Annotated in this window: 21 protein-coding genes; 14 read left to right on the forward strand and 7 right to left on the reverse strand. The window is 66.6% G+C overall.

All coding sequences use genetic code 11. The annotated features are described in order from the left end of the window. Window positions 1–5 precede the first annotated feature (5 nt). Genes WFK36_RS11210 through nuoN form a run of 13 tightly spaced genes read left to right on the forward strand, consistent with a single transcriptional unit; the run spans window position 6 to window position 15,070 of the window. On the forward strand, window positions 6–560 hold the full coding sequence (locus WFK36_RS11210) for a NuoB/complex I 20 kDa subunit family protein (protein WP_008378934.1): 555 nt from the start codon (window positions 6–8) through the stop codon (window positions 558–560). Continuing rightward, on the forward strand, window positions 557–1,222 hold the full coding sequence (locus WFK36_RS11215; RefSeq protein WP_336791703.1) for an NADH-quinone oxidoreductase subunit C: 666 nt from the start codon (window positions 557–559) through the stop codon (window positions 1,220–1,222). The genes WFK36_RS11210 and WFK36_RS11215 overlap by 4 nt, the downstream gene beginning before the upstream one ends. Next, window positions 1,222–2,544, forward strand: a complete 1,323-nt coding sequence (gene nuoD, locus WFK36_RS11220; RefSeq protein ID WP_336791704.1) for an NADH dehydrogenase (quinone) subunit D — start codon at window positions 1,222–1,224, stop codon at window positions 2,542–2,544. Before WFK36_RS11215 ends, nuoD begins: the two co-directional genes overlap by 1 nt. Beyond that, window positions 2,541–3,203 carry an NADH-quinone oxidoreductase subunit NuoE gene (gene nuoE / locus WFK36_RS11225; protein ID WP_336791705.1) on the forward strand — a complete coding sequence of 221 codons (663 nt, stop codon included), beginning with the start codon at window positions 2,541–2,543 and terminating at the stop codon, window positions 3,201–3,203. The genes nuoD and nuoE overlap by 4 nt, the downstream gene beginning before the upstream one ends. Then, entirely contained in the window at window positions 3,200–4,540 is a 1,341-nt protein-coding gene (gene nuoF, locus WFK36_RS11230; protein ID WP_336791707.1) for an NADH-quinone oxidoreductase subunit NuoF, read from the forward strand. The genes nuoE and nuoF overlap by 4 nt, the downstream gene beginning before the upstream one ends. Further along, the gene (locus WFK36_RS11235; RefSeq protein ID WP_336791708.1) at window positions 4,540–6,936 is read left to right on the forward strand and encodes an NADH-quinone oxidoreductase subunit G; all 2,397 of its coding nucleotides are present in this window, start codon (window positions 4,540–4,542) and stop codon (window positions 6,934–6,936) included. Before nuoF ends, WFK36_RS11235 begins: the two co-directional genes overlap by 1 nt. Then, entirely contained in the window at window positions 6,933–8,264 is a 1,332-nt protein-coding gene (nuoH, locus tag WFK36_RS11240; RefSeq protein WP_336791709.1) for an NADH-quinone oxidoreductase subunit NuoH, read from the forward strand. The genes WFK36_RS11235 and nuoH overlap by 4 nt, the downstream gene beginning before the upstream one ends. Continuing rightward, the gene (gene nuoI, locus WFK36_RS11245; protein ID WP_336791710.1) at window positions 8,264–8,782 is read left to right on the forward strand and encodes an NADH-quinone oxidoreductase subunit NuoI; all 519 of its coding nucleotides are present in this window, start codon (window positions 8,264–8,266) and stop codon (window positions 8,780–8,782) included. Before nuoH ends, nuoI begins: the two co-directional genes overlap by 1 nt. After that, window positions 8,779–9,618, forward strand: a complete 840-nt coding sequence (locus WFK36_RS11250) for an NADH-quinone oxidoreductase subunit J (RefSeq protein WP_336791712.1) — start codon at window positions 8,779–8,781, stop codon at window positions 9,616–9,618. Before nuoI ends, WFK36_RS11250 begins: the two co-directional genes overlap by 4 nt. After that, window positions 9,615–9,914 carry an NADH-quinone oxidoreductase subunit NuoK gene (gene nuoK / locus WFK36_RS11255; RefSeq protein ID WP_008378915.1) on the forward strand — a complete coding sequence of 100 codons (300 nt, stop codon included), beginning with the start codon at window positions 9,615–9,617 and terminating at the stop codon, window positions 9,912–9,914. The genes WFK36_RS11250 and nuoK overlap by 4 nt, the downstream gene beginning before the upstream one ends. 4 nt (window positions 9,915–9,918) lie before the next feature. Next, on the forward strand, window positions 9,919–11,835 hold the full coding sequence (nuoL, locus tag WFK36_RS11260) for an NADH-quinone oxidoreductase subunit L (protein ID WP_336791714.1): 1,917 nt from the start codon (window positions 9,919–9,921) through the stop codon (window positions 11,833–11,835). Next, a complete protein-coding gene (locus WFK36_RS11265; protein WP_336791716.1) occupies window positions 11,832–13,388 on the forward strand; it encodes an NADH-quinone oxidoreductase subunit M in 1,557 nt (518 codons plus the stop codon). Before nuoL ends, WFK36_RS11265 begins: the two co-directional genes overlap by 4 nt. After that, entirely contained in the window at window positions 13,385–15,070 is a 1,686-nt protein-coding gene (gene nuoN / locus WFK36_RS11270) for an NADH-quinone oxidoreductase subunit NuoN (protein ID WP_336791718.1), read from the forward strand. The genes WFK36_RS11265 and nuoN overlap by 4 nt, the downstream gene beginning before the upstream one ends. Before the next feature lie 227 nt (window positions 15,071–15,297). Here the strand turns inward: nuoN and WFK36_RS11275 are convergent, their stop codons facing one another. From WFK36_RS11275 to WFK36_RS11295, 5 genes are all read right to left on the reverse strand, one after another. Beyond that, window positions 15,298–16,074: an ABC transporter permease gene (locus tag WFK36_RS11275; protein ID WP_336791719.1), complete on the reverse strand. Its 777-nt coding sequence runs from the start codon at window positions 16,072–16,074 to the stop codon at window positions 15,298–15,300. Beyond that, entirely contained in the window at window positions 16,071–16,847 is a 777-nt protein-coding gene (locus WFK36_RS11280; RefSeq protein WP_336791720.1) for an ABC transporter ATP-binding protein, read from the reverse strand. Before WFK36_RS11280 ends, WFK36_RS11275 begins: the two co-directional genes overlap by 4 nt. Continuing rightward, on the reverse strand, window positions 16,844–17,200 hold the full coding sequence (locus WFK36_RS11285; protein WP_336791721.1) for a DUF1048 domain-containing protein: 357 nt from the start codon (window positions 17,198–17,200) through the stop codon (window positions 16,844–16,846). The genes WFK36_RS11280 and WFK36_RS11285 overlap by 4 nt, the downstream gene beginning before the upstream one ends. A 1-nt stretch (window position 17,201) precedes the next feature. After that, a complete protein-coding gene (locus WFK36_RS11290; RefSeq protein ID WP_336791722.1) occupies window positions 17,202–17,531 on the reverse strand; it encodes a PadR family transcriptional regulator in 330 nt (109 codons plus the stop codon). A 117-nt stretch (window positions 17,532–17,648) separates the two neighbouring features. Further along, the gene (locus WFK36_RS11295; protein WP_336791723.1) at window positions 17,649–17,927 is read right to left on the reverse strand and encodes a 4a-hydroxytetrahydrobiopterin dehydratase; all 279 of its coding nucleotides are present in this window, start codon (window positions 17,925–17,927) and stop codon (window positions 17,649–17,651) included. Window positions 17,928–17,970: 43 nt separating this feature from the next. Between WFK36_RS11295 and WFK36_RS11300 the strand changes: the two genes are divergently transcribed. Then, a complete protein-coding gene (locus tag WFK36_RS11300) occupies window positions 17,971–18,816 on the forward strand; it encodes an alpha/beta fold hydrolase (protein ID WP_336791725.1) in 846 nt (281 codons plus the stop codon). A gap of 38 nt (window positions 18,817–18,854) precedes the next feature. On the opposite strand, the gene WFK36_RS11305 is transcribed toward WFK36_RS11300, so the two are convergent. Continuing rightward, entirely contained in the window at window positions 18,855–19,427 is a 573-nt protein-coding gene (locus WFK36_RS11305) for a hypothetical protein (RefSeq protein ID WP_336791727.1), read from the reverse strand. A gap of 232 nt (window positions 19,428–19,659) precedes the next feature. Continuing rightward, a complete protein-coding gene (locus tag WFK36_RS11310) occupies window positions 19,660–20,466 on the reverse strand; it encodes a hypothetical protein (RefSeq protein ID WP_336791728.1) in 807 nt (268 codons plus the stop codon). Window positions 20,467–20,471: the final 5 nt, after the last annotated feature.

The following is a 20,471-nucleotide window of genomic DNA, read 5'->3' on the forward strand; positions in this document are numbered from 1 at the left end:
AAACTGTGGGAATCGAAGAACAGCTTCCCGGCGGACTGATGCTGACGACCGTCGAGAAGCTCGCCGGGTACATGCGGAAAGGCTCCCTCTGGCCCGCGACCTTCGGGCTCGCGTGCTGCGCGATCGAGATGATGGCGACCACCTCCGGCCGCTACGACCTCGCGAGGTTCGGCATGGAGGCGTTCCGCGCGTCGCCCCGTCAGGCCGACCTGATGATCGTCGCAGGCCGTGTCAGCCAGAAGATGGCGCCCGTTCTCCGCCAGATCTACGACCAGATGGCCGAACCGAAATGGGTCCTCGCGATGGGCGTCTGCGCGTCGTCCGGCGGGATGTTCAACAACTACGCGATCGTTCAGGGCGTCGACCACGTGGTGCCCGTCGACATCTACCTGCCCGGCTGCCCTCCTCGGCCCGAGATGCTGCTGAACGCGATCCTCACGCTCCACGAACAGATCGGGCAGATGCCGCTCGGAGTGCACCGCGAGGAGGCGATCCGCGCAGCCGAGCAGGCTGCACTGTCGGCGAAACCGACCATCGAGTTCACCGGGCTGCTGCGATGAGCGGCGAACTCATCGGCGCCCGCCACGGCCTCTTCGGCGCCTCCGGCACCGGCGACACATCCGGATACGGTCGGATGATCGCACAGGTCAACCTGCCGGGCAGCTCGGAACGGCCGTTCGGCGGCTACTTCGACGAGGTCGCAGACGAACTCGCCGCAGGCCTCGGTCGGCGTGGCATCGCATTCGACGCGGCGGTCGAGAAGATCGTCGTCTACCGCGACGAGATGACGATCCATGTGACCCGAGAGAATCTGCCTGCGGTCGCGTCGACGATGCGCGACGAGCCGTCACTGCGGTTCGAGCTGTGCCTCGGCGTGAGCGGCGTTCACTACCCCGAGGAGGCGGGTCGTGAACTGCACGCCGTCTACCCGCTCCGATCGATCACCCACAACCGGACGGCCCGCTTGGAGACGACGGCGCCCGACGCCGACCCGCATCTGCCGACCCTCTTCCGCGTGTACCCGACGAACGACTGGCACGAACGCGAGACGTACGACTTCTTCGGACTGATCTTCGACGGCCACCCGTCGTTGACGCGCATCGAGATGCCCGACGACTGGGAGGGCCATCCGCAACGCAAGGACTACCCGCTCGGCGGCATCCCCGTCGAGTACAAAGGCGCCACCGTCGCGCCGCCCGACCAGCGGAGGTCGTACAGCTGATGGCAGGCACCACTCATTCCGACTCCACCGCGTTCACCGTCACCGGCAACGACTGGGAGGACGTCGTGAACGCCGTCGCCGAACGTGCGGCAGCCGCCCAGATCGACGAGCGGATCGTCGTCAACATGGGCCCGCAGCACCCGTCCACCCACGGTGTGTTGCGCCTGATCCTGGAGATCGAAGGCGAGACCGTCACCGAAGCGCGCTGCGGAATCGGCTTCCTGCACACCGGGATCGAGAAGAACCTCGAGTTCCGCACCTGGACGCAGGGGGTCTCCTTCGTGACCCGGATGGACTATCTGTCGCCGTTCTTCAACGAGGCCGCCTACTGCCTGGCCGTGGAGAAGCTGCTCGGCATCACCGTCGACATCCCCGCGCGAGCCACCGTCATCCGTGTGATCTTGATGGAGCTCAACCGCATCACGTCGCACCTCGTGGCGTTGGCGACCGGCGGGATGGAGCTCGGTGCAGTGACGCCGATGTTCCTCGGATTCGGCTCCCGCGAGAAGATCCTCGACCTCTTCGAGGAGATCACCGGACTGCGCATGAATCACGCGTACATCCGACCCGGCGGTGTGGCCGCCGACCTGCCCGACGGTGTGATTCCGAAGATCCTCGCCGTGCTCGACGCTCTCCCCGACGAGATCGCGGAGGTCGAGGCACTGCTCACCGAGAACTACATCTGGAAGGCCCGCACGAAGGGAGTCGGCTTCCTCGACCTCACCGGATGCATGGCACTCGGCGTCACCGGACCAGTCCTGCGTTCGACCGGCCTGCCGCACGACCTGCGCAAGACCGCGCCGTACTGCGGCTACGAAGACTACGACTTCGACGTCGTCACCGACGACGCCTGCGACTCGTACGGCAGGTACCTGATCCGCATCGAGGAGATGCGGCAGTCCATCAGGATCGTCCGACAGGCCATCGACAAGCTCGAACCGGGACCGGTGATGGTCACCGACCGCAAATTGGCGTGGCCCGCCGATCTCGCCGTCGGGCCGGACGGACTCGGCAACTCCCCCGAGCACATCGCCGAGATCATGGGCATGTCGATGGAGGCGCTGATCCACCATTTCAAACTCGTCACCGAGGGCATGCGAGTGCCTGCGGGACAGTGCTACGTCTCGATCGAGTCGCCGCGGGGAGAGCTGGGTGTGCACGTGGTGTCCGACGGCGGCACCCGCCCGTACCGCGTCCACTTCCGCGACCCGTCGTTCACCAACCTCCAGGCCGTGGCCGCGATGTGCGAAGGCGGCCTCATCGCCGACGTGATCACAGCGGTGGCCAGCATCGACCCCGTGATGGGAGGCGTCGACCGATGAGCACACCTTCTCGGACCGTTCCGATCATGTTCACGACGTCGGAGCCCGTTCCCCCGATCTCGTTCGACGGGCCGGCGGACTACCCGACCGATGTGCTGGCGTCGCTGACCGCGGAGTCGGACGACATCGTCGCGCGCTACCCGGAGTCGAGGTCGGCGCTCCTGCCGCTCCTGCACCTCGTCCAGAGCAACGACGGTTACCTCACCCGGGCCGGTGTCGCGTTCTGCGCCGACCGTCTCGGATTGACCACCGCGCAGGTCGCATCGGTCGCGACGTTCTATTCGATGTACCGACAGCAACCGACAGGTGAATACCTCGTCGGAGTGTGCACGAACACGCTGTGCGCGGTGATGGGCGGGGACGCGATACTCGCGGATCTGACGCAGCGGCTCGGCATCGCCCCTGGCGAGACGACCCCGGACGGTTCGGTCACGCTCGAGCACGTCGAGTGCAACGCAGCCTGCGATCATGCGCCCGTCGTGATGGTGAACTGGGAGTTCTTCGACGCCCAGACACCGGAGTCCGCCGCCTGCCTCGTCGCCGATCTGCAGGCCGGACAACCGCCCGCCCCCAGCCGCGGCGCACCGGCGTTGTGCACGTTCCGGCAGACCGCACGTCTCCTCGCCGGAGTCCCGGAGCAACCCGGAGGTGCGTCGTGATCGTCATCGACCAGCCCACCCCGGGCGCGGAGGCGGCAGAGGCGCCCGTGCTGTCCAAGCACTGGTCCGACGACGAGTCGTGGCTGTTGCAGAACTACGTCCGTCAACACGGCTACCAGGGGCTCAAGGCTGCGCTGGCGATGACCCCGGATGACGTGATCGAGCTCGTCAAGGCGTCCGGTCTGCGCGGGCGCGGCGGCGCCGGTTTCCCGGTCGGGCTGAAATGGTCGTTCATCCCACAGGGCGAGCCGTCGGCCAAGCCGCACTACCTCGTGGTGAACGCCGACGAGTCCGAGCCCGGCACATGCAAGGACATGCCGCTGATGCTGGCGTCGCCGCACATGCTGGTGGAGGGCGTGATCATCGCGGCGCACGCCATCCGGGCGAGTCATGCGTTCATCTACGTGCGCGGTGAGGTCGCCTCAGTCATCCGGCGACTGCGCGGCGCAGTGGCCGAAGCCTATGAGGCCGGTCTGCTCGGCAGGAACATCTTCGGGTCCGGATTCAGTCTCGACCTCGTGGTCCACGCGGGAGCGGGCGCCTACATCTGCGGCGAAGAGACGGCGCTGCTGGACTCGCTCGAAGGACGCCGCGGCCAACCACGCCTGCGTCCTCCGTTCCCCGCCACCGCCGGCCTGTATGCGAGCCCCACCGTGGTCAACAACGTCGAGTCGATCGCCAGCGTCCCGTCGATCCTGCGCAACGGCGTCGACTGGTTCCGGTCTATGGGGACCGAGAAGTCACCCGGTTTCACCCTCTACTCGCTCTCCGGCCACGTCACGCGGCCCGGCCAGTACGAAGCGCCGCTCGGCGTCACCCTCCGCGAACTCCTCGACCGCGCCGGCGGGATCCGCGCCGGCCACGAGCTCAAGTTCTGGACACCGGGCGGTTCGTCGACGCCGATGTTCACCGCCGAGCACCTCGACGTGCCCCTCGACTACGAAGGCGTCGGCGCGGCGGGTTCGATGCTCGGTACCAAGGCCGTCCAGCTCTTCGACGAGACGACATGCGTGGTCCGCGCTGTGCTTCGGTGGACCGAGTTCTACAAACACGAGTCGTGCGGCAAATGCACGCCGTGCCGCGAAGGCACCTATTGGCTGGTCCAGATCCTGCAGCGCATCGAGAACGGTGACGCCACCGAAGCAGACCTCGACCTGCTGACCGACACCACCGACACCGTCGTCGGCAAGAGTTTCTGCGCGCTCGGCGACGGCAGCGGCAGCCCGATCACGTCGTCGCTGCAGTACTTCCGCGACGAGTACGTCGCTCATCTCGACGGCCGGGGATGCCCGTTCGATCCCGCGTTGTCGACCGTCTTCCACGAGGGGGTGCACTGATGCCCGAAGCCGCGGCCGACGATCAGGTCACCGTCGTCATCGACGGCACGGAGGTCTCCGTGCCCACCGGGACGCTGGTGATCCGAGCCGCCGAGATGATCGGCGTCGACATCCCCCGATTCTGCGATCACCCACTGCTCGCCCCGGTCGGCGCGTGCCGCCAGTGCCTCGTCGACGTCGAAGGTCTCCGCAAGCCGATGGCGTCGTGCACCACCGTGGTGAGCGACGGAATGATCGTCCGCACGCAGCATTCGTCGGAGACCGCGGCGAAAGCGCAGAGCGGCGTCATGGAACTCCTTCTCATCAATCATCCGCTCGACTGCCCGACGTGCGACAAAGGCGGCGAGTGTCCTCTGCAGAACCAGGCGATGTCAGCCGGCCGCTCCGAGTCGCGTTTCGCCGGTGTGAAGCGGACGTACACGAAGCCGGTCCCGCTGTCGTCGGAGATCCTCCTCGACCGGGAGCGCTGTGTGCTCTGCGCACGCTGCACCCGATTCGCAGACGAGATAGCGGGCGACCCGTTGATCGCCCTGTCCGACCGCGGAGCGTTGCAGCAGGTGAGCGCGTATCGGGAGCCTGGAGCGGACCCCGAGGCCACCACCGATGCGCCATTCGATTCGTACTTCTCGGGGAACACCGTGCAGATATGCCCGGTCGGCGCGCTCACCGGGGCGGCGTACCGCTTCCGTGCACGCCCGTTCGACCTGGTGTCGTCGCCCGGCGTGTGCGAGCACTGCGCGTCGGGCTGCGACCAGCGAACCGACCATCGGCGAGGGAAGGTGCTGCGCCGTCTCGCGGGCGACGATCCGGAGGTCAACGAGGAGTGGAACTGCGACAAGGGCCGGTGGGCATTCGCATACACCCGGGAGCCGGACCGCATCGTCTCACCACTCGTCCGAGGCGACGACGGAGTGTTGCGCCCGGCGTCGTGGCCGCACGCGCTGTACACCGCTGCCGCCGGTCTCGCGGCGTCGGGCTCGCGCTCGGGTGTGCTGCTCGGCGGACGGTGCACCGTCGAGGACGCGTATGCCTACGGAAAGTTCGCACGGGTGGTGCTCGGGACGTCGGACGTCGACTTCCGGGCGCGGGCCCATTCCGGGGAGGAGGCGCAGTTCCTCGCCGAGCACGTCGCGGGCACTGGGCTCGGAGTCACCTACGCCGATCTCGAGGCGGCACCGGTTGTGGTCCTCGCCGGTCTCGAGCCCGAGGAGGAGTCTCCGATCGTCTTCCTCCGGCTGCGCAAAGCCGTCCGCGCACGCGGTCAGCGGGTGCACACGATCGCGTCGTGGTGCAGTCCCGGCGCACAGAAGTTGTCGGCCACCCTGCACTCGTGCGTGCCCGGCCACGAGGCGGAGGTTCTCGGCTCGGATGAGATGCGCGGCCTCCTCACGACACCGGGTGCCGTACTGGTGGTCGGCGAACGACTCGCCACGAGCCCGGGAGCCCTGACCGCGGCAGCCGCTGCCGGGGCGCCGATCGCGTGGATCCCCCGCCGATCCGGCGAGCGCGGCGCGCTCGACGTCGGCGCCGCACCGGGCCTGCTGCCCGCCGGCCGACCGGTGCGATCCGAACGTGCCCGAGCCGACATCGCCGAGATCTGGGGCGTCGACGTACCCGCCGAGACCGGTCGTTCGACGTCGCAGATCCTCGACGCTCTGATCAGCGGAGACCTCGACGGCGTGGTGATCGGCGGTGTGGAACTCGACGATCTCCCCGACCCCGGACACGCCGCGCGTGCACTGCAGTCGGCCACGTTTGTCGTCAGCCTCGAACAGCGCGCCAGCGACGCCACTCGCCACGCTGACGTCGTGTTCCCCGTCGCGGCGGCACCCGAGAAGTCGGGCACCTACCTCGACTGGGAGGGCCGGCCACGACCGTTCGATACTGCTCTGCCCGTCGAGACCGGCAGTGTCCCCCTCTCGGATCACCGCGTGCTCCACGCACTCGCGGAGCAGATCGGCATCGACCTCGGATGCGACACCGCCGAGGGCATCCACGCCGAGTTCGCCCGCATCGGCGCGTGGCGAGGTGAACGTCACGCCTCCGCTCCGCCCGCACCTGTCGAAGGTCCGGTTGCGGGTCCTGGCGAGGCAGTCCTCGCATCGTGGCGGATGCTGCTCGACCTCGGTCGCATGCAGGACGGCGAACCGAATCTCGCCGGGACCGCGCACCGCGCCGTGGCCCGACTGTCGTCCGCCACTGCAGCGAGCATGGACGTCGTCGACGGCGACGACGTGCGGGTGTCGACATCGCGAGGGTCGATCACCTTGCCTCTCGTGATCACGGACATGCCGGACTGTGTGGTGTGGGTGCCGATGAACTCCGTCGACTCCCGCGTCCACGCGACGCTCGGCGCGACCCCGGGTGACGTCGTTGAGATCGGAGCACCACGATGACTGCGGCGAGCACCGTGTTCCCGACACTGCACAGTTTCGGACACGACACGTGGTGGCTGATCCTCGCGAAGTCGATCGGCATCTTCGTGTTCCTGGTGCTCACGGTGCTCGTCGGCATCCTCGCCGAACGCAAGATCATGGCGCGCATGCAACGCAGGCTCGGACCGAACCGAGTCGGGCCCGGCGGCCTGCTGCAGAGCCTCGCCGACGGTGTGAAGCTCGCACTCAAGGAGGGGCTCACTCCAGCCGGCGTCGACAAGGTGATCTACCTGCTGGCGCCGATCATCTCGGTGGTCCCCGCGATCACCGCTTTCGCCGTCATCCCGATGGGTCCCGAGGTGTCGGTCTTCGGCCACCGCACTCCCCTTCAGTTGACTGATCTGCCCGTCGGGGTGTTGTTCGTGCTGGCTGTCACCTCGATCGGCGTCTACGGGATCATCCTCGCCGGGTGGGCGTCGGGATCGACGTATCCGCTGCTCGGCGGCCTGCGCTCGACGGCACAGGTGATCTCCTACGAGATCGCGATGGGCCTGTCGTTCGCCGCGGTGTTCCTGCTGTCGTCGACGATGTCGACGTCGGAGATCGTCGGCGGGCAACAGCACCACTGGTACGTCCTGCTCGTCCTCCCGTCGTTCGTGATCTATCTGATCTCGATGGTCGGCGAGACGAACCGCGCGCCGTTCGACCTCCCCGAGGCCGAAGGCGAGCTCGTCGGCGGGTTCCACACCGAGTACAGCTCCCTCAAGTTCGCGATGTTCATGCTCGCCGAATACGTCAACATGGCCACCGTGTCCGCGCTGGCGACCACGCTGTTCCTCGGTGGATGGCAGGCGCCGTGGCCGCTGTCGATGTGGGACGGCGCGAACTCCGGATGGTTGCCGCTGGTCTGGTTCACGGTCAAGATGTGGATCTTCCTGTTCGGGTTCATCTGGCTGCGGACCGCACTTCCCCGCCTTCGGTACGACCAGTTCATGAACCTCGGCTGGAAGGTGTTGATCCCGATCGCCCTCGGCTGGGTGCTGGTGGTCGGCATCATCACTCAGGCCACCCGAGAAGCCTCGGAACTGACGTCGTCGTTGCTGCTCGCCGCCGCAGGCCTGCTCGTGACCGGGTTTCTCGTATACGCCATCGCTCGCCTGTCCCGAACCTCTGGCACCGCGTCCCGGTCCCCGAGCGCCCCGCCCCGATCGTCGAGCGGAGTCGAGACGTCCGAACCGTTCGACCCGATGGCCGGAGGCTTCCCCGTTCCACCGCTTCCGGGGCAGGTCGTCCTCTCGCCTGCCCTCGCCGCGGCCAGTCGCCCCGTCGAGTCGAAGGAGAGTGAGTGATGTCGGACGGTCTCAAGCCGATCGCAGGTTTCGGCGGAACGTTCTCGTCGATGTTCCGCAAGCCGGTCACCGAGCAGTATCCGGAGGAACGACGCCCGTCGCTGCCGCGTACTCATGGACGGCACCAACTCAACAGGTACGACGACGGGCTGGAGAAGTGCATCGGCTGCGAGCTGTGTGCCTGGGCGTGCCCGGCCGACGCGATCTTCGTCGAGGGCGCGGACAACACCGACGAGGAACGCTTCTCCCCCGGCGAGCGGTACGGCCGGGTCTATCAGATCAATTACCTGCGGTGCATCGGCTGCGGCCTCTGCGTCGAGGCCTGCCCGACGCGAGCGCTGACGATGACAGGCGACTACGAGATCGTCGGCACCAGTCGGGAGTCGATGATCTACGAGAAGGACCGACTTCTCGCACCGCTGGGTGATGACATGACGGCGCCTCCGCACCCGATGGCCGACGGCGCACGACCCGAGAACTACTACCGGGGCGACGTCGGACCGGACGGCATGCGATGAGTCTGGTGAGCGCGGCCGCGCCGCTGATGGAGACGTCCGGCGCCGAGGCCGTGACGTTCTGGGTGCTCGCCGTGATCGTCGTCATCGGCGCGCTCGGCGTGGTCCTGTCGCCGAAAGCCGTCTACTCCGCAGTATTTCTGGCGATGACGATGATCATCCTCGCCGTCTTCTACGTGATGCAGGGCGCGCTGTTCCTCGGTGTTGTGCAGGTGGTGGTCTACACCGGCGCGGTGATGATGCTGTTCCTGTTCGTGCTGATGCTCATCGGCGTCGACTCCGCCGACTCTCTGGTGGAGGCCGTCCGGGGCCAACGACTGGTGGCGATCGGCCTGTCGGCAGGATTCGGGATCCTGCTTGTGGCGGCGATCGGCACCGCCTCCATCGCTCCCTTCATCGGTGCGCCCGACGCGAGCCGCGGGACGTCGCCGGGTGGGGGCAACGAGAACATCCGAGCGCTCGCCGAACTGATCTTCGTGCGGTACCTGTGGGCGTTCGAGTTGACCGGCGCCCTTCTGATCACGGCGACACTCGGCGCGATGGTCCTCGCTCACCGGCGTCCGACAGCACCCGTCCGCGGACAACGCGAACAATCCATCGAGCGATTCAAGACCGGGCACCCGACTCCGCTGCCCGCACCCGGCGTCTACGCACGTCACAACGCCGTCGACATGCCCGGCCGGCAGGCTGACGGCAGCCCGTCGCTGCTCTCGGTCAATCGGAATCTCACTCCTCGGCTCCCGGAGTCGGGCCGCGCCGCCCCGCAGCTGAGTCCCCAGTCGTCGAGGAGTCCCCAGCCTTCGACGAGTCCCCGGCCTTCGAGCGGAGTCGAGAAGTGAACCCCGCCAACTACCTCTACCTGTCCGCGATCATCTTCGCGATCGGAGCGTCCGGTGTTCTGCTGCGTCGCAACGCGATCGTGGTGTTCATGTGTGTCGAGTTGATGTTGAACGCTGCGAACTTGGCGTTCGTGACGTTCGCACGGATGCACGGCAGCTTCGACGGACAGGTGATCGCGTTCTTCACGATGGTGGTCGCCGCCGCCGAAGTGGTGATCGGACTGGCGATCATCATGACGATCTTCCGCACACGACGGTCCGCGAACGTCGACGACGCCAACCTGTTGAGGCGGTGACCCCGTGACGCAACTCTGGATCATCCCCGCACTGCCCGCCCTCGGCGCAGCGCTCCTCCTCGTGCTTCCCCCGGTCCTTGATCGAAGCGCACCGGCGGGCCGAAAGGCTGCCGACACCTGGGGTCCTCTTCTCTCGACGGCACTCGCCGCCGGATCGGCGGTTGCCGCGATCGTCGCGTGGATCTCCATGATCGGCCGCGACGTCGGCGACCGCACCGTCTCCAACGACCTGTACTCATGGGTGCCGGCGGGGAGTCTTCGAGTCGACTTCGGCCTGCAACTCGATCAGTTGTCGATGTGCTTCGTCCTGTTGATCACCGTGGTCGGGACGTTGATCCACATGTACTCGCTCGGCTACATGGCCGACGATCCGGACCGTCGGCGGTTCTTCGCGTATCTGAACCTGTTCGTCGCGGCGATGCTCGTGCTCGTCCTCGCGAACAACTATCTCGGCCTGTACCTCGGCTGGGAGGGGGTGGGCGTCGCGTCGTACCTGCTCATCGGCTTCTGGCAGCACAAGCCGTCGGCGGCGACGGCCGCGAAGAAGGCGTTCGTGATGAACCGTGTCGGCGACATGGGGCTGGCGATCGCGATGATGATCATGTTCTCGACCTTCGGGTCCGTCGACTTCGACACCGTGTTCGCGGGCGCCTCGGGGGCGAGCGACGCCGCGGTGACCGGCATCGGATTCATGCTGTTGCTCGCAGCCTGCGGCAAGTCGGCGCAGGTGCCGCTGCAGGCGTGGCTCGGCGACGCGATGGAAGGCCCGACCCCGGTGTCGGCGCTGATCCACGCCGCGACCATGGTCACCGCAGGCGTCTACCTGATCACCCGGTCGGGTCCGGTCTTCGACCTCGCGCCGAACGCGCAGACCGCGGTCACCGTGGTCGGCGCCGTGACGCTGCTGTTCGGCGCGATCATCGGCTGCGCGAAGGACGACATCAAGAAGGCGCTTGCGGCGTCGACGATGAGCCAGATCGGCTACATGATCCTCGCGGCGGGTCTCGGTCCAGCCGGCTACGCCGCCGCGATTCTGCACCTGATCACACACGGCTTCTTCAAAGCCGGTCTGTTCCTCGGCGCGGGCTCGGTGATGCACGCGATGAACGACGAGACGGACATGCGCCGCTTCGGCGGGCTCCGGACGGCGATGCCGATCACGTTCGCCACCTTCGGCCTCGGATACCTCGCCATCATCGGCGTGCCGCCGTTCTCCGGCTTCTTCTCGAAAGACGGCATCATCGAAGCCGCGCTCGCCGAGGGAGGAGTCCGCGGATGGATGCTCGGCGGTGCGACGATTCTCGGCGCCGCGATCACCGCGTTCTACATGACCCGGGTGATGGTGTTGACGTTCTTCGGTCCGCCGAGGTGGCGGGACGACGCACACCCGCACGAGTCGTCCACATCGATGACCGGCCCGATGATCGTGCTCGCGATCGGTTCGGTCGGCGCGGGTGCGCTCCTCGCGATCGGAGGGTCGCTGACGGACTGGCTCACACCTGTCGTCGGTGAGGCGCCCGAGCACCACGGTTCCGTCCCGGCGTGGGCTGTCACGACCATCGTCCTCGTATGTGTCGTCGCAGGCGCCGCCGTCGCATGGGCCAAGTACGGACGACAACCGGTTCCCACGACACCGCCCGACGACGTGTCGATGCTGACTGTCGCGGCGCGCGCCGACCTGTTCGGCGACACCTTCAACGAGAAGGTGTTCGCGGGTCCGGGGGCACTCGCGACGGCCGGCCTGGTGACGGTGGACGAGCGTGGACTCAGCGCGGTTCCGACAGGCATCGGCGCGGCCGTCACCGGCACGTCGACCGTCGCCCGACGTGCTCAGAACGGCTTCGTCCGCTCGTACGCTCTGTCGATTCTCGCCGGAACCGTGGTGATCGCCGCGCTGACGATGGTGGTGAACGTCCTATGACGATGCCCTGGCTCACCGTGTTGTGGCTGCTCCCCGCAGTCGCATCCGCCGTGGTGATGTTCCTGCCCGCGGCCCGCGCCCACAACGCGAAGGTGATCGGCGTCGGCGCAGCCCTGCTGGTGCTGGTGTGGTCGGTGATCGTCGCGGCCCGTTTCGAACCCGGCGGCGGGCGTTTCCAGATGACCGAGGATCTGAGCTGGATCCCGCAGTTCGGAGCCCGCTACTCGCTCGGGTTGGACGGCGTCGGACTCGCCTTGATCCTCCTCACCGCTGTCCTCACTCCCCTCCTGTTGCTGGCAGGGTGGCGGGACGCAGACTCCACCGCGGCTCCGTCGGCCATAACCGAGAACGGGCAGGGCAAGAGCGTCCACATCTACGTCGCCCTGCTGCTCGCGGTCGAGGCGATGGTGCTGATGAGCTTCGTCGCGACCGATGTGCTGTTGTTCTACATCTTCTTCGAGGCGATGTTGATTCCGATGTACTTCCTGATCGGCGGCTTCGGGACGGCCGGTCCCGGAGTGCGTGCCGAACGGTCGCGGGCGGCCGTGCAGTTCCTGCTGTACAACCTGTTCGGCGGACTCGTCATGCTCGCCGCGGTGATCGGACTGTACGTCGTCGCCGGCCGGTTCAGCTTCGAGTCGATCTCCACCGCCGTGGCGGACGGCGCCCTTGAGATGTCGCCGACCACACAGAACCTCCTGTTCGCGGGCTTCGTATTCGCATTCGCCGTGAAGGCCCCGCTCTGGCCGCTGCACACTTGGCTGCCCGACGCCGCCGTCTCCACCACTCCGGCCGCCGCCGTGATGATGATGGCGGTGATGGACAAGGTGGGCACGTTCGCGATGCTGAGGTTCTGCATCGGCCTGTTCCCCGACGCCTCGGAGACCTTCGCCCCGGTGTTGTGCACTCTCGCGGTCGTCAGCATCGTCTACGGCGCAGTGATGGCGATCGGCCAGACCGACGTGATGCGGCTCATCGCCTACACGTCGATCTCGCACTTCGGTTTCATCGTGCTCGGCGTTTTTGCGCTCACCGATCAGGGCCACGTCGGCTCCACTCTCTACATGGTCAATCACGGCATCTCGACGGCTGCCCTGTTCCTCATCGCGGGGTTCCTCGTCTCGCGTCGCGGCAGTTCGTTGATCAGCGACTACGGCGGTGTGCAACGCCTTGCACCGGTGTTGTCGGGGACATTTCTGATCGCAGGCCTCGCCACCCTGTCTCTTCCCGGGCTGGGACCGTTCATCAGCGAGTTCCTCGTCCTGATCGGAACGTTCGTGCGGTATCCCGCGGCAGCCGTGATCGCTTCGCTCGCGTTGGTCCTGTCGGCCGTCTACATCCTCTGGACATATCAGCGAATGATGGGCGGCCCTGCGCCGGACGGTGCGGACGAGCGCATCACCGATCTCGGGGTGCGGGAGAAGGTCGTCGTCGCACCGTTGATCGTCCTGTTGTTCGTCCTCGGGTTCTTCCCCCGGATCATCCTGGACTTCGTCGATCCGGCCGCACCGGCGACGACCTCGACCACTGCCAACGACGGAGCAGACCGATGACCGACGGACTCGTGCTTCCCTCGATCGACTACTACCGGCTCTCGCCGATGCTGATCGTGTTCGGTGTCGCCGTGGTCAGCGTCCTCGTGGAGGCCTTCGCGCGAAGCGAGGCGCGGTACCGCATTCAGCTCGGATTGTCCTGTGCGGGCATTGTCGCCGCGATGGTCGCGCTGGGATTCGTCGCACACACCGCCACAACGGACTCGCCACAGCAACGGACCCTCATGTCCGGCGCAGTCCTGATCGACGGCCCTGGGCTGTTCGTTCAGGCAGTCGTCCTCGTCGTCGCACTGGGAGCCGTCGCATTCATGGGAGAACGGCGGCTCGACAGGGTGTGGGCGCCCGCCGAGGTCCGGACCGCGGCAGGCAAACCGGTGGCGGTGGGATACGTCTCGACTCCACTCGACGAACGGAGGACACGCTCCGACGACGCGGGTTCGGATGCCGATGCCGAACTGACAGCTGACGCATTCACGCCGTCCGGAGCCACCGTGCCCGGTTCGACGGACGAACTCGCCGCAGGACGCGCCGGGTTCCTGACGACCGAGGTGTATCCCCTCACGCTGTTCGCGGTGGGCGGCATGATGCTGTTCGGCTCGTGCGGCGATCTGCTGACGATGTTCATCGCACTCGAGGTGCTGTCACTGCCCCTGTACGTGCTGTGCGGTCTGGCTCGACGTCGCCGATTGCTGTCTCAAGAGGCGTCGCTCAAGTACTTCCTGCTCGGCGCGTTCGCGTCGGCGATCTTCTTGTTCGGGACCGCCTTCGCCTACGGTGCGAGCGCCTCGCTGTCGCTGCGGGACGTCGGGCAGTCGTTGCAGACTGCGGACGATCGCACCTTCGGTGTGATCGCGCTGGTCTTGATCGCCGTCGGCCTGCTGTTCAAAGTCGGCGCCGTTCCCTTCGGGTCGTGGGTCCCGGACGTCTACCAGGGCGCTCCCTCTCCGGTCACATCGTTGATGGCATCCGCGACGAAGGCGGCCGCTTTCGGCGCGCTGCTCCGAGTGCTGCACGTCGGATTCCCCGACCTGGCCGACATCGCGCGCCCCGCGCTGTGGACGATAACGATCGCCACAATGGTGATCGCGACCTTCATGGCCGTCACCCAGCGGGACTGCAAACGCATGCTTGCGTACTCGTCGGTGAGTCACGTCGGCTTCGCCCTCATCGGGGCGATCACCCTCTCGCGGGACGCCCTCGCGGGCACTCTGTTCTACATCGCCGTGTACGCAGTGTCCGCGTTCGGCGCATTCGCGCTGATCAGCGTGGTGCGCGATGCGACCGGCCGAGAGGAGTCCGACCTCCGCGCGTGGGCCGGACTGGGTCGCGAGCATCCGCTCGTGGGCACGATGATGTCGATCCTCCTGCTCTCCTTCGCGGGCATCCCGCTCACCGGCGGGTTCATCGGCAAGTTCGCAGTGTTCTCGGCCGCAGGCCAGGAGGGCGCGTGGCCGTTGGTGATCGTCGGAGTGGTGTGCAGCGCGATCGCCGCCTACTTCTACGTGCGGGTGATCGTTGCGATGTTCTTCTCCGATCCTCCAGAAGGCGGACCCACGGTCGCACAACCGAGCCTGCTGACCACGATCCCGATCGCGATCAGCGTCGGCCTCACGATCGCTCTCGGCATCGTGCCCGCCTGGCTGCTCGACGTCTCCCACGACGTGGCGACGTTCCTCGGATAGATGACTTGGGGATCGCGGAACTCGCGACCTGGCAGGAGAGTAGCGCCGGGGTGCGTTTCGTACACCACACCCGCGTGACTTTTGCGGCCCAACGTTCCGCGTCTACTCCGCTCGGTCCGGCCGTCGCAGCACCCGCAGGCGCCGCCGCAACAGAACGTCCGCCCCGGCTACGAGCTGTAGTCGCCACAGCAGTGGGGACCTCCCCCCGGCGTCTAGTGTCAGCCTGCTCACCGCAGTTTTCTGCGGTACACGAGCATGGCGACGGCGTACGCCGCGACGAGAAGCGCGAAGCACCAGCCCAGTGCGATCCAGATCCCGCCACCGACCGGCTGCTCCGCAAAGAGGTTTCGGATCGCGTCGACGATCGCGGTGACCGGCTGGTTCTCCGCGAAGGCCCGCACTGGACCGGGCATGCCGGCTGTCGGGACGAATGCCGAACTGACAAACGGCAACAGGATCAGCGGATAGGAGAACGCAGTCGCCCCGTCCGGCGAACTCGCGGTCAGCCCCGGGATCACCGCAAGCCATGTCATCGCGAGCGTGAACAGGCAGAGGATGCCCACGACAGCCAACCACGCGCCCGGCCCGGCGCTCGTGCGAAACCCCATCACGGCGGCCACGATCAGCACGATGAGCACCGATACCGCGTTCGCCACCATCGATGTGAAGACGTGCGCCCACAAAACACTCGTCCGACTGATCGGCATGGACACCAGCCGTTCGACGATCCCGCCCTGCATGTCCTGGTACAGGCGGAACGCGGTGTAGGCGACTCCCGACGCGATGGTGATCAGCAGGATCCCCGGCAGCAGATAGTCGACGTAACGCTGAGCTCCGGTGTCGATCGCCCCTCCGAAGACGTAGACGAACAGCAGCATGAACGCGATCGGCATGACCGTCGTCGTGATCACCGTGTCGACACTCCGTGTGATGTGTCGCAACGACCGACCGAGAAGGGTCAGAGTGTCGGAGACGGCTGTCGAGCCGAGAGCCTGAGTGGTCATGCCGACCTCCCGAGGTCGTCGTCGCTGACAACGGCGAGGAACACGTCCTCCAGTGTCGGCTGCTTCTCGATGTACTCGACCTCGACGGGCGGCAGGAGCCGTTTGAGGTCGGCGAGTGTGCCGTCGACGATGATCCGTCCCTCGTGGAGGATCGCGATCCGGTCTGCGAGGTGCTCGGCCTCGTCCAGGTACTGCGTAGTCAGGAGGACTGTCGTGCCGCTGTCGGCGAGTCCCCGAACCGCGTTCCACACGTCGATGCGGGCCTGCGGATCCAGCCCGGTCGTCGGCTCGTCGAGGAACACGATCGGCGGGTCGCCGATCAAACTCATCGCTATGTCGAGACGTCTCCTCATCCCGCCGGAGTACGTGCCGACTCGACGCGCGCCGGCGTCAGTCAGGCCGAACTGAGCGAGCAGGCGGTCGGCGACCTCTCCCGGATCCGCCTGATGGCGCAGTCGCGCGATGAGCACGAGGTTCTCGCGGCCCGTCAGAATCTCGTCGACGGCGGCGAACTGCCCGGTGAGGCTGATCGCCTGACGGACACTCCGCGCCTGCTGTCCGAGGTCGTGCCCGTTGACAGTCGCAGTCCCGGCATCGGCCGACAGGACGGTGGCGAGGATCTTGACGAGGGTGGTCTTTCCGGCACCGTTGGATCCGAGCAGCGCGAACACCGAGCCTCGGGCGACGTCCAGGTCGACGCCGTTGAGAACAACATGGTCACCATACTTCTTGGTCAACCCACGCACGCTGATCGCGTTGTCGGCGCCGGTCATCGTGGTGTCCCCTCGTCGCCGACGGCCTTGCTGATCGTGTCGTTGAGGCGGTCGCGCTCGCGGCCGATCCACTGACCTTCGGGGTAGTTGCGCTGGAAGTCTTCGGCGAAGTCGACGGGATTGTCCCCGACGATGCCGCGGACGTCTACGCCGTCGGCCACGCTCTGCTCGAACAGGTCGGTGAGGTCTTCGAGCATCGACGTCAGGTTGTCGCTTTCACCGGGCCCGAAGTACATCAGGTAGCGAGCGAGTGCTTCAACGGTCTCGCGGTGCGGTGTCGGCAGAGCCGCGACTCGCGCCTGATACGCGCGGTAGCGCTTCTTGTCGCCGACGATCTTGTTGATGATGGACATGTCAGTTGACTCCTCGGTGCAGGTGTTCGATTCGGTCGGACAGGAAGGTCCAGGTGCGCCAGAACTCGTCGAGTTCCGCTCGCCCGGCGTCGTTGAGCGAGTAGACCTTTCGCGGCGGCCCCTTCTCCGACGGGACCTTCTCCACGTCGACGATGCCGCGCTTCTCGATGCGCACCAGCAACGCGTAGACGGTGCCCTCCGCGATGTCTGCGAAACCCTCGTCGCGCAGACGCGCGGTGATCTCGTACCCGTACGCCGGCGCGACCGCCAGCACCGCGAGAACGATTCCTTCGAGCGTGCCCTTGAGCATCTCCGTGATCTGCTTTCCCACAACCCCTCCCACTACTAAGTGATATTTACTACCAGTACATAGTAACGCTGATAGTGGAAGCGCAAGAGAGGCCCCGCACGGTCGTTTCCGATCGTGAGGGACCCGGGGATCAGGAGGTCAGGACGATACGTCCAGGCTGGCTGCGATGTTTGTGATCTCGCGCGCGAGGCGATGGTCGAGATCGGTGATCTCGTCACCGGCATCGTGCGTTATCAGCGTGAGCGCCACCGATCCGTACCGGAAGTCGATGTCCGGGTGATGATTCGCCGCCTCCGCGGCCGCGACGACACGAGTCACGAACTCGAGACCACGGACCATCGTTCCGGTGCGGAAGCGGGCGACGAGCCCGTCTGGGGTCGCCGTCCAACCTGCTGTCGTCAAATCTTCGTCGCCCATCACTCCACGATGACACGATGGAGAGCGTCTCGAAAGGCCTCCCATGACGATGCTGCACGCAGATGGAATCGATCTCGCCGCGGACCGACGTGGCTCCGCCGATGCGCCGGCGGTCCTGCTGATCGCAGGCGGCGGCCAGTCGATGGACTGGTGGACACCGGAGTTCTGCGATGCCCTTAGCGCCGGGCGACTCCAGGTGATCCGCTACGACCACCGCGACACCGGACGATCGGCGCAGTCGCCGCCCGGCCGACCCGACTACACGGGCGACGATCTGGTGACAGACGCTCTGCGGGTGCTCAACGCCTTCGACATCGAGCGCGCTCACCTCGTCGGCATGTCGATGGGCGGCGGAATCGCGCAAGCTCTCGCCGTCGGCCATCCCGATCGTGTCGCGTCGGTGACTCTCATCGAGTCGAGTCCGGCCGGAGGCGACCACGGATCGCTACCGGGGCCGACGCCAGCGGTCGCCGCCACCTGGACCGAACCCCCTCCCGCGATCGACTGGGCCGATCTGGACTCGGTGATCGACTATCGCGTCGACGTCGAACGACCCTACGCCTGCCCAGAACGTTTCGACGAAGCGCGCGTCCGGCACATCGCATCTCTCGAGGTGCGCCGCACCGCGAATATGGAGTCGTCGATGTCCAATCACTTCGTTGCGGCGCCATCCGGCGGCGTCGACCCCGCCATGATCGCCGCACCGACGCTCGTCGTTCACAGCGTGGACGATCCGATGTTCCCCGTCGAGCACGGTAAAGCGCTCGCTGCGATGATCCCCGGATCCCGGCTTCTACGTTTGACGGGAGTGGGGCACGAAGTTCCGCCGCCGCACACGTGGGACGTCGTGCTTCCCGCGGTCAGACGCCTCGTGTCCGAGTCGTCATGACGCGATCGTGAAACCAGTGCCGCACGTCGGAGCAGTCGCTACGGAGCCGTCGGCGGGATCTCGATCCCGGTTCGAGTCAATGCACCACCCTCGAACGTGAAGCCACCGCCAGGACTACTGCAGGTGATCCCGTTCGCCAGCGCCGTGCACGCATTGTCTCCGATGGCGATCCGACTCCCCACGGGAAGAGTCCGAGCCCCAGGTGGCCCACCTTCTTGAATCGTCGCTTCTGTTCCCTCTGCGGTGAGCCGGATCGAGTTCGGTGCTCCGACGAAGACATCGTTCTTCACGTCCGGCGTCCCCGCCGGGAAGGTGACCGAACAATAGACGGCAGGATCCATCCCATTCATCGCCGGTGCGGCCGCACATCCCCGACCCGTGGCGTACGTCCACCGGTAGTAGCCCGGCGAACCGGCAGTTGCGAACTCGGCCGGGTCTGCGTCGACGATTCGAGGTTGCGTTTGCGTGCTCGTCACCGTCCGCGTCGAGCCGGTCGTCGTGGTGCCGGCGGCGTCCGAGGCACTCGCTTCGTCGGACGCACCACCGTCGGCGCACCCCGCGAGCACTCCCATCAGGCCGATTGCAGTCACAGCCGTAGCAGTGCGATTCATCCTGAACTCCCCCTATGTCGATTTCCGTGATGGTATCCCCCACCCCCGACAAATCTGTCGAGCGGCCGGTGCGGCCGAGCGATTCGTCACGCCGGCGACACTCTGGACGCCACCCCAGCGCAGCAATCGCAGGGCGAGCCGAATCGGATGGATGATGTACGGGTCCTGATGCACGGCGCCGACAATCCCCGTCCGCCCGTGAAGCGACAGCTTCGGGCTAATCGGTCCGGTCTCAGCGACGGAAGACGTAGGTGTCGTTGATGAATCCACTCGCCCGACCGGAGAACGCCACCCCCGACGCCGACCGTCCACCGAGAAGTCGATGCAGAAGTGTTCCGGGTTCGGCGGTGACGGTTCCGGCGCCCACCGCGGGCGCCCCGATTCGCATGTTCGAGTTGGTCGTCACGACGAATCGCCCGGCGGCGTCCTTGGTCCACAGTTGGTAGACCACGCCCGGGTTCGGGACTTCCACTCCGGCCGGGAGCAGAAGCGGCGTGGTCCGTGCCCGCGCCGACGACGGAGCGAGTGAACCGCCCGCCGACGCGGTCATTATGCGCGGGACCGCACTGTTCGAGCCGCGGTCGAGGGAGATCTCGGCGATCTCGGTCCGATAGCCCGCCCTCGACTTCGTCTCCGACAGCAACCGGTTCGTGTCGAGTTGCGACAGCATGAAGACGTTCTCGGTGACCAGATCCGGCAGTTGGCGAGACTCCACCCGCCGCGGCGGCACCACCGACAATGCGGCCTCGGACAGTTTGAACGAATGAATGACCTGCCCGTTCACTGTCGCGCCCGCACACGTCGACGTCTCGACAAGGAGGGTAGCGGCGTCCGCCAGCCGGAAGCCCGCGGGCAGGAGAGCTTGTGCTCGCCGCTTCTGCGACGGCGTCAGACTGATAGTCACACCGAGGTTCTCGCAGTCGTGCGAGACGACGGTCGAGACGAGGCGCGGGATGGATGCCGCCTCGGCACTGCCTGTCGGAGCCACGGCGGCGAGCGCAGCCACTGCCGCAGCACAGGCGATTGAACGTCTGAACACAGAAC

It is taken from the genome of Gordonia malaquae, assembly GCF_037148075.1.
In the GTDB taxonomy this organism is placed as follows: Bacteria; Actinomycetota; Actinomycetes; order Mycobacteriales; family Mycobacteriaceae; genus Gordonia; species Gordonia malaquae.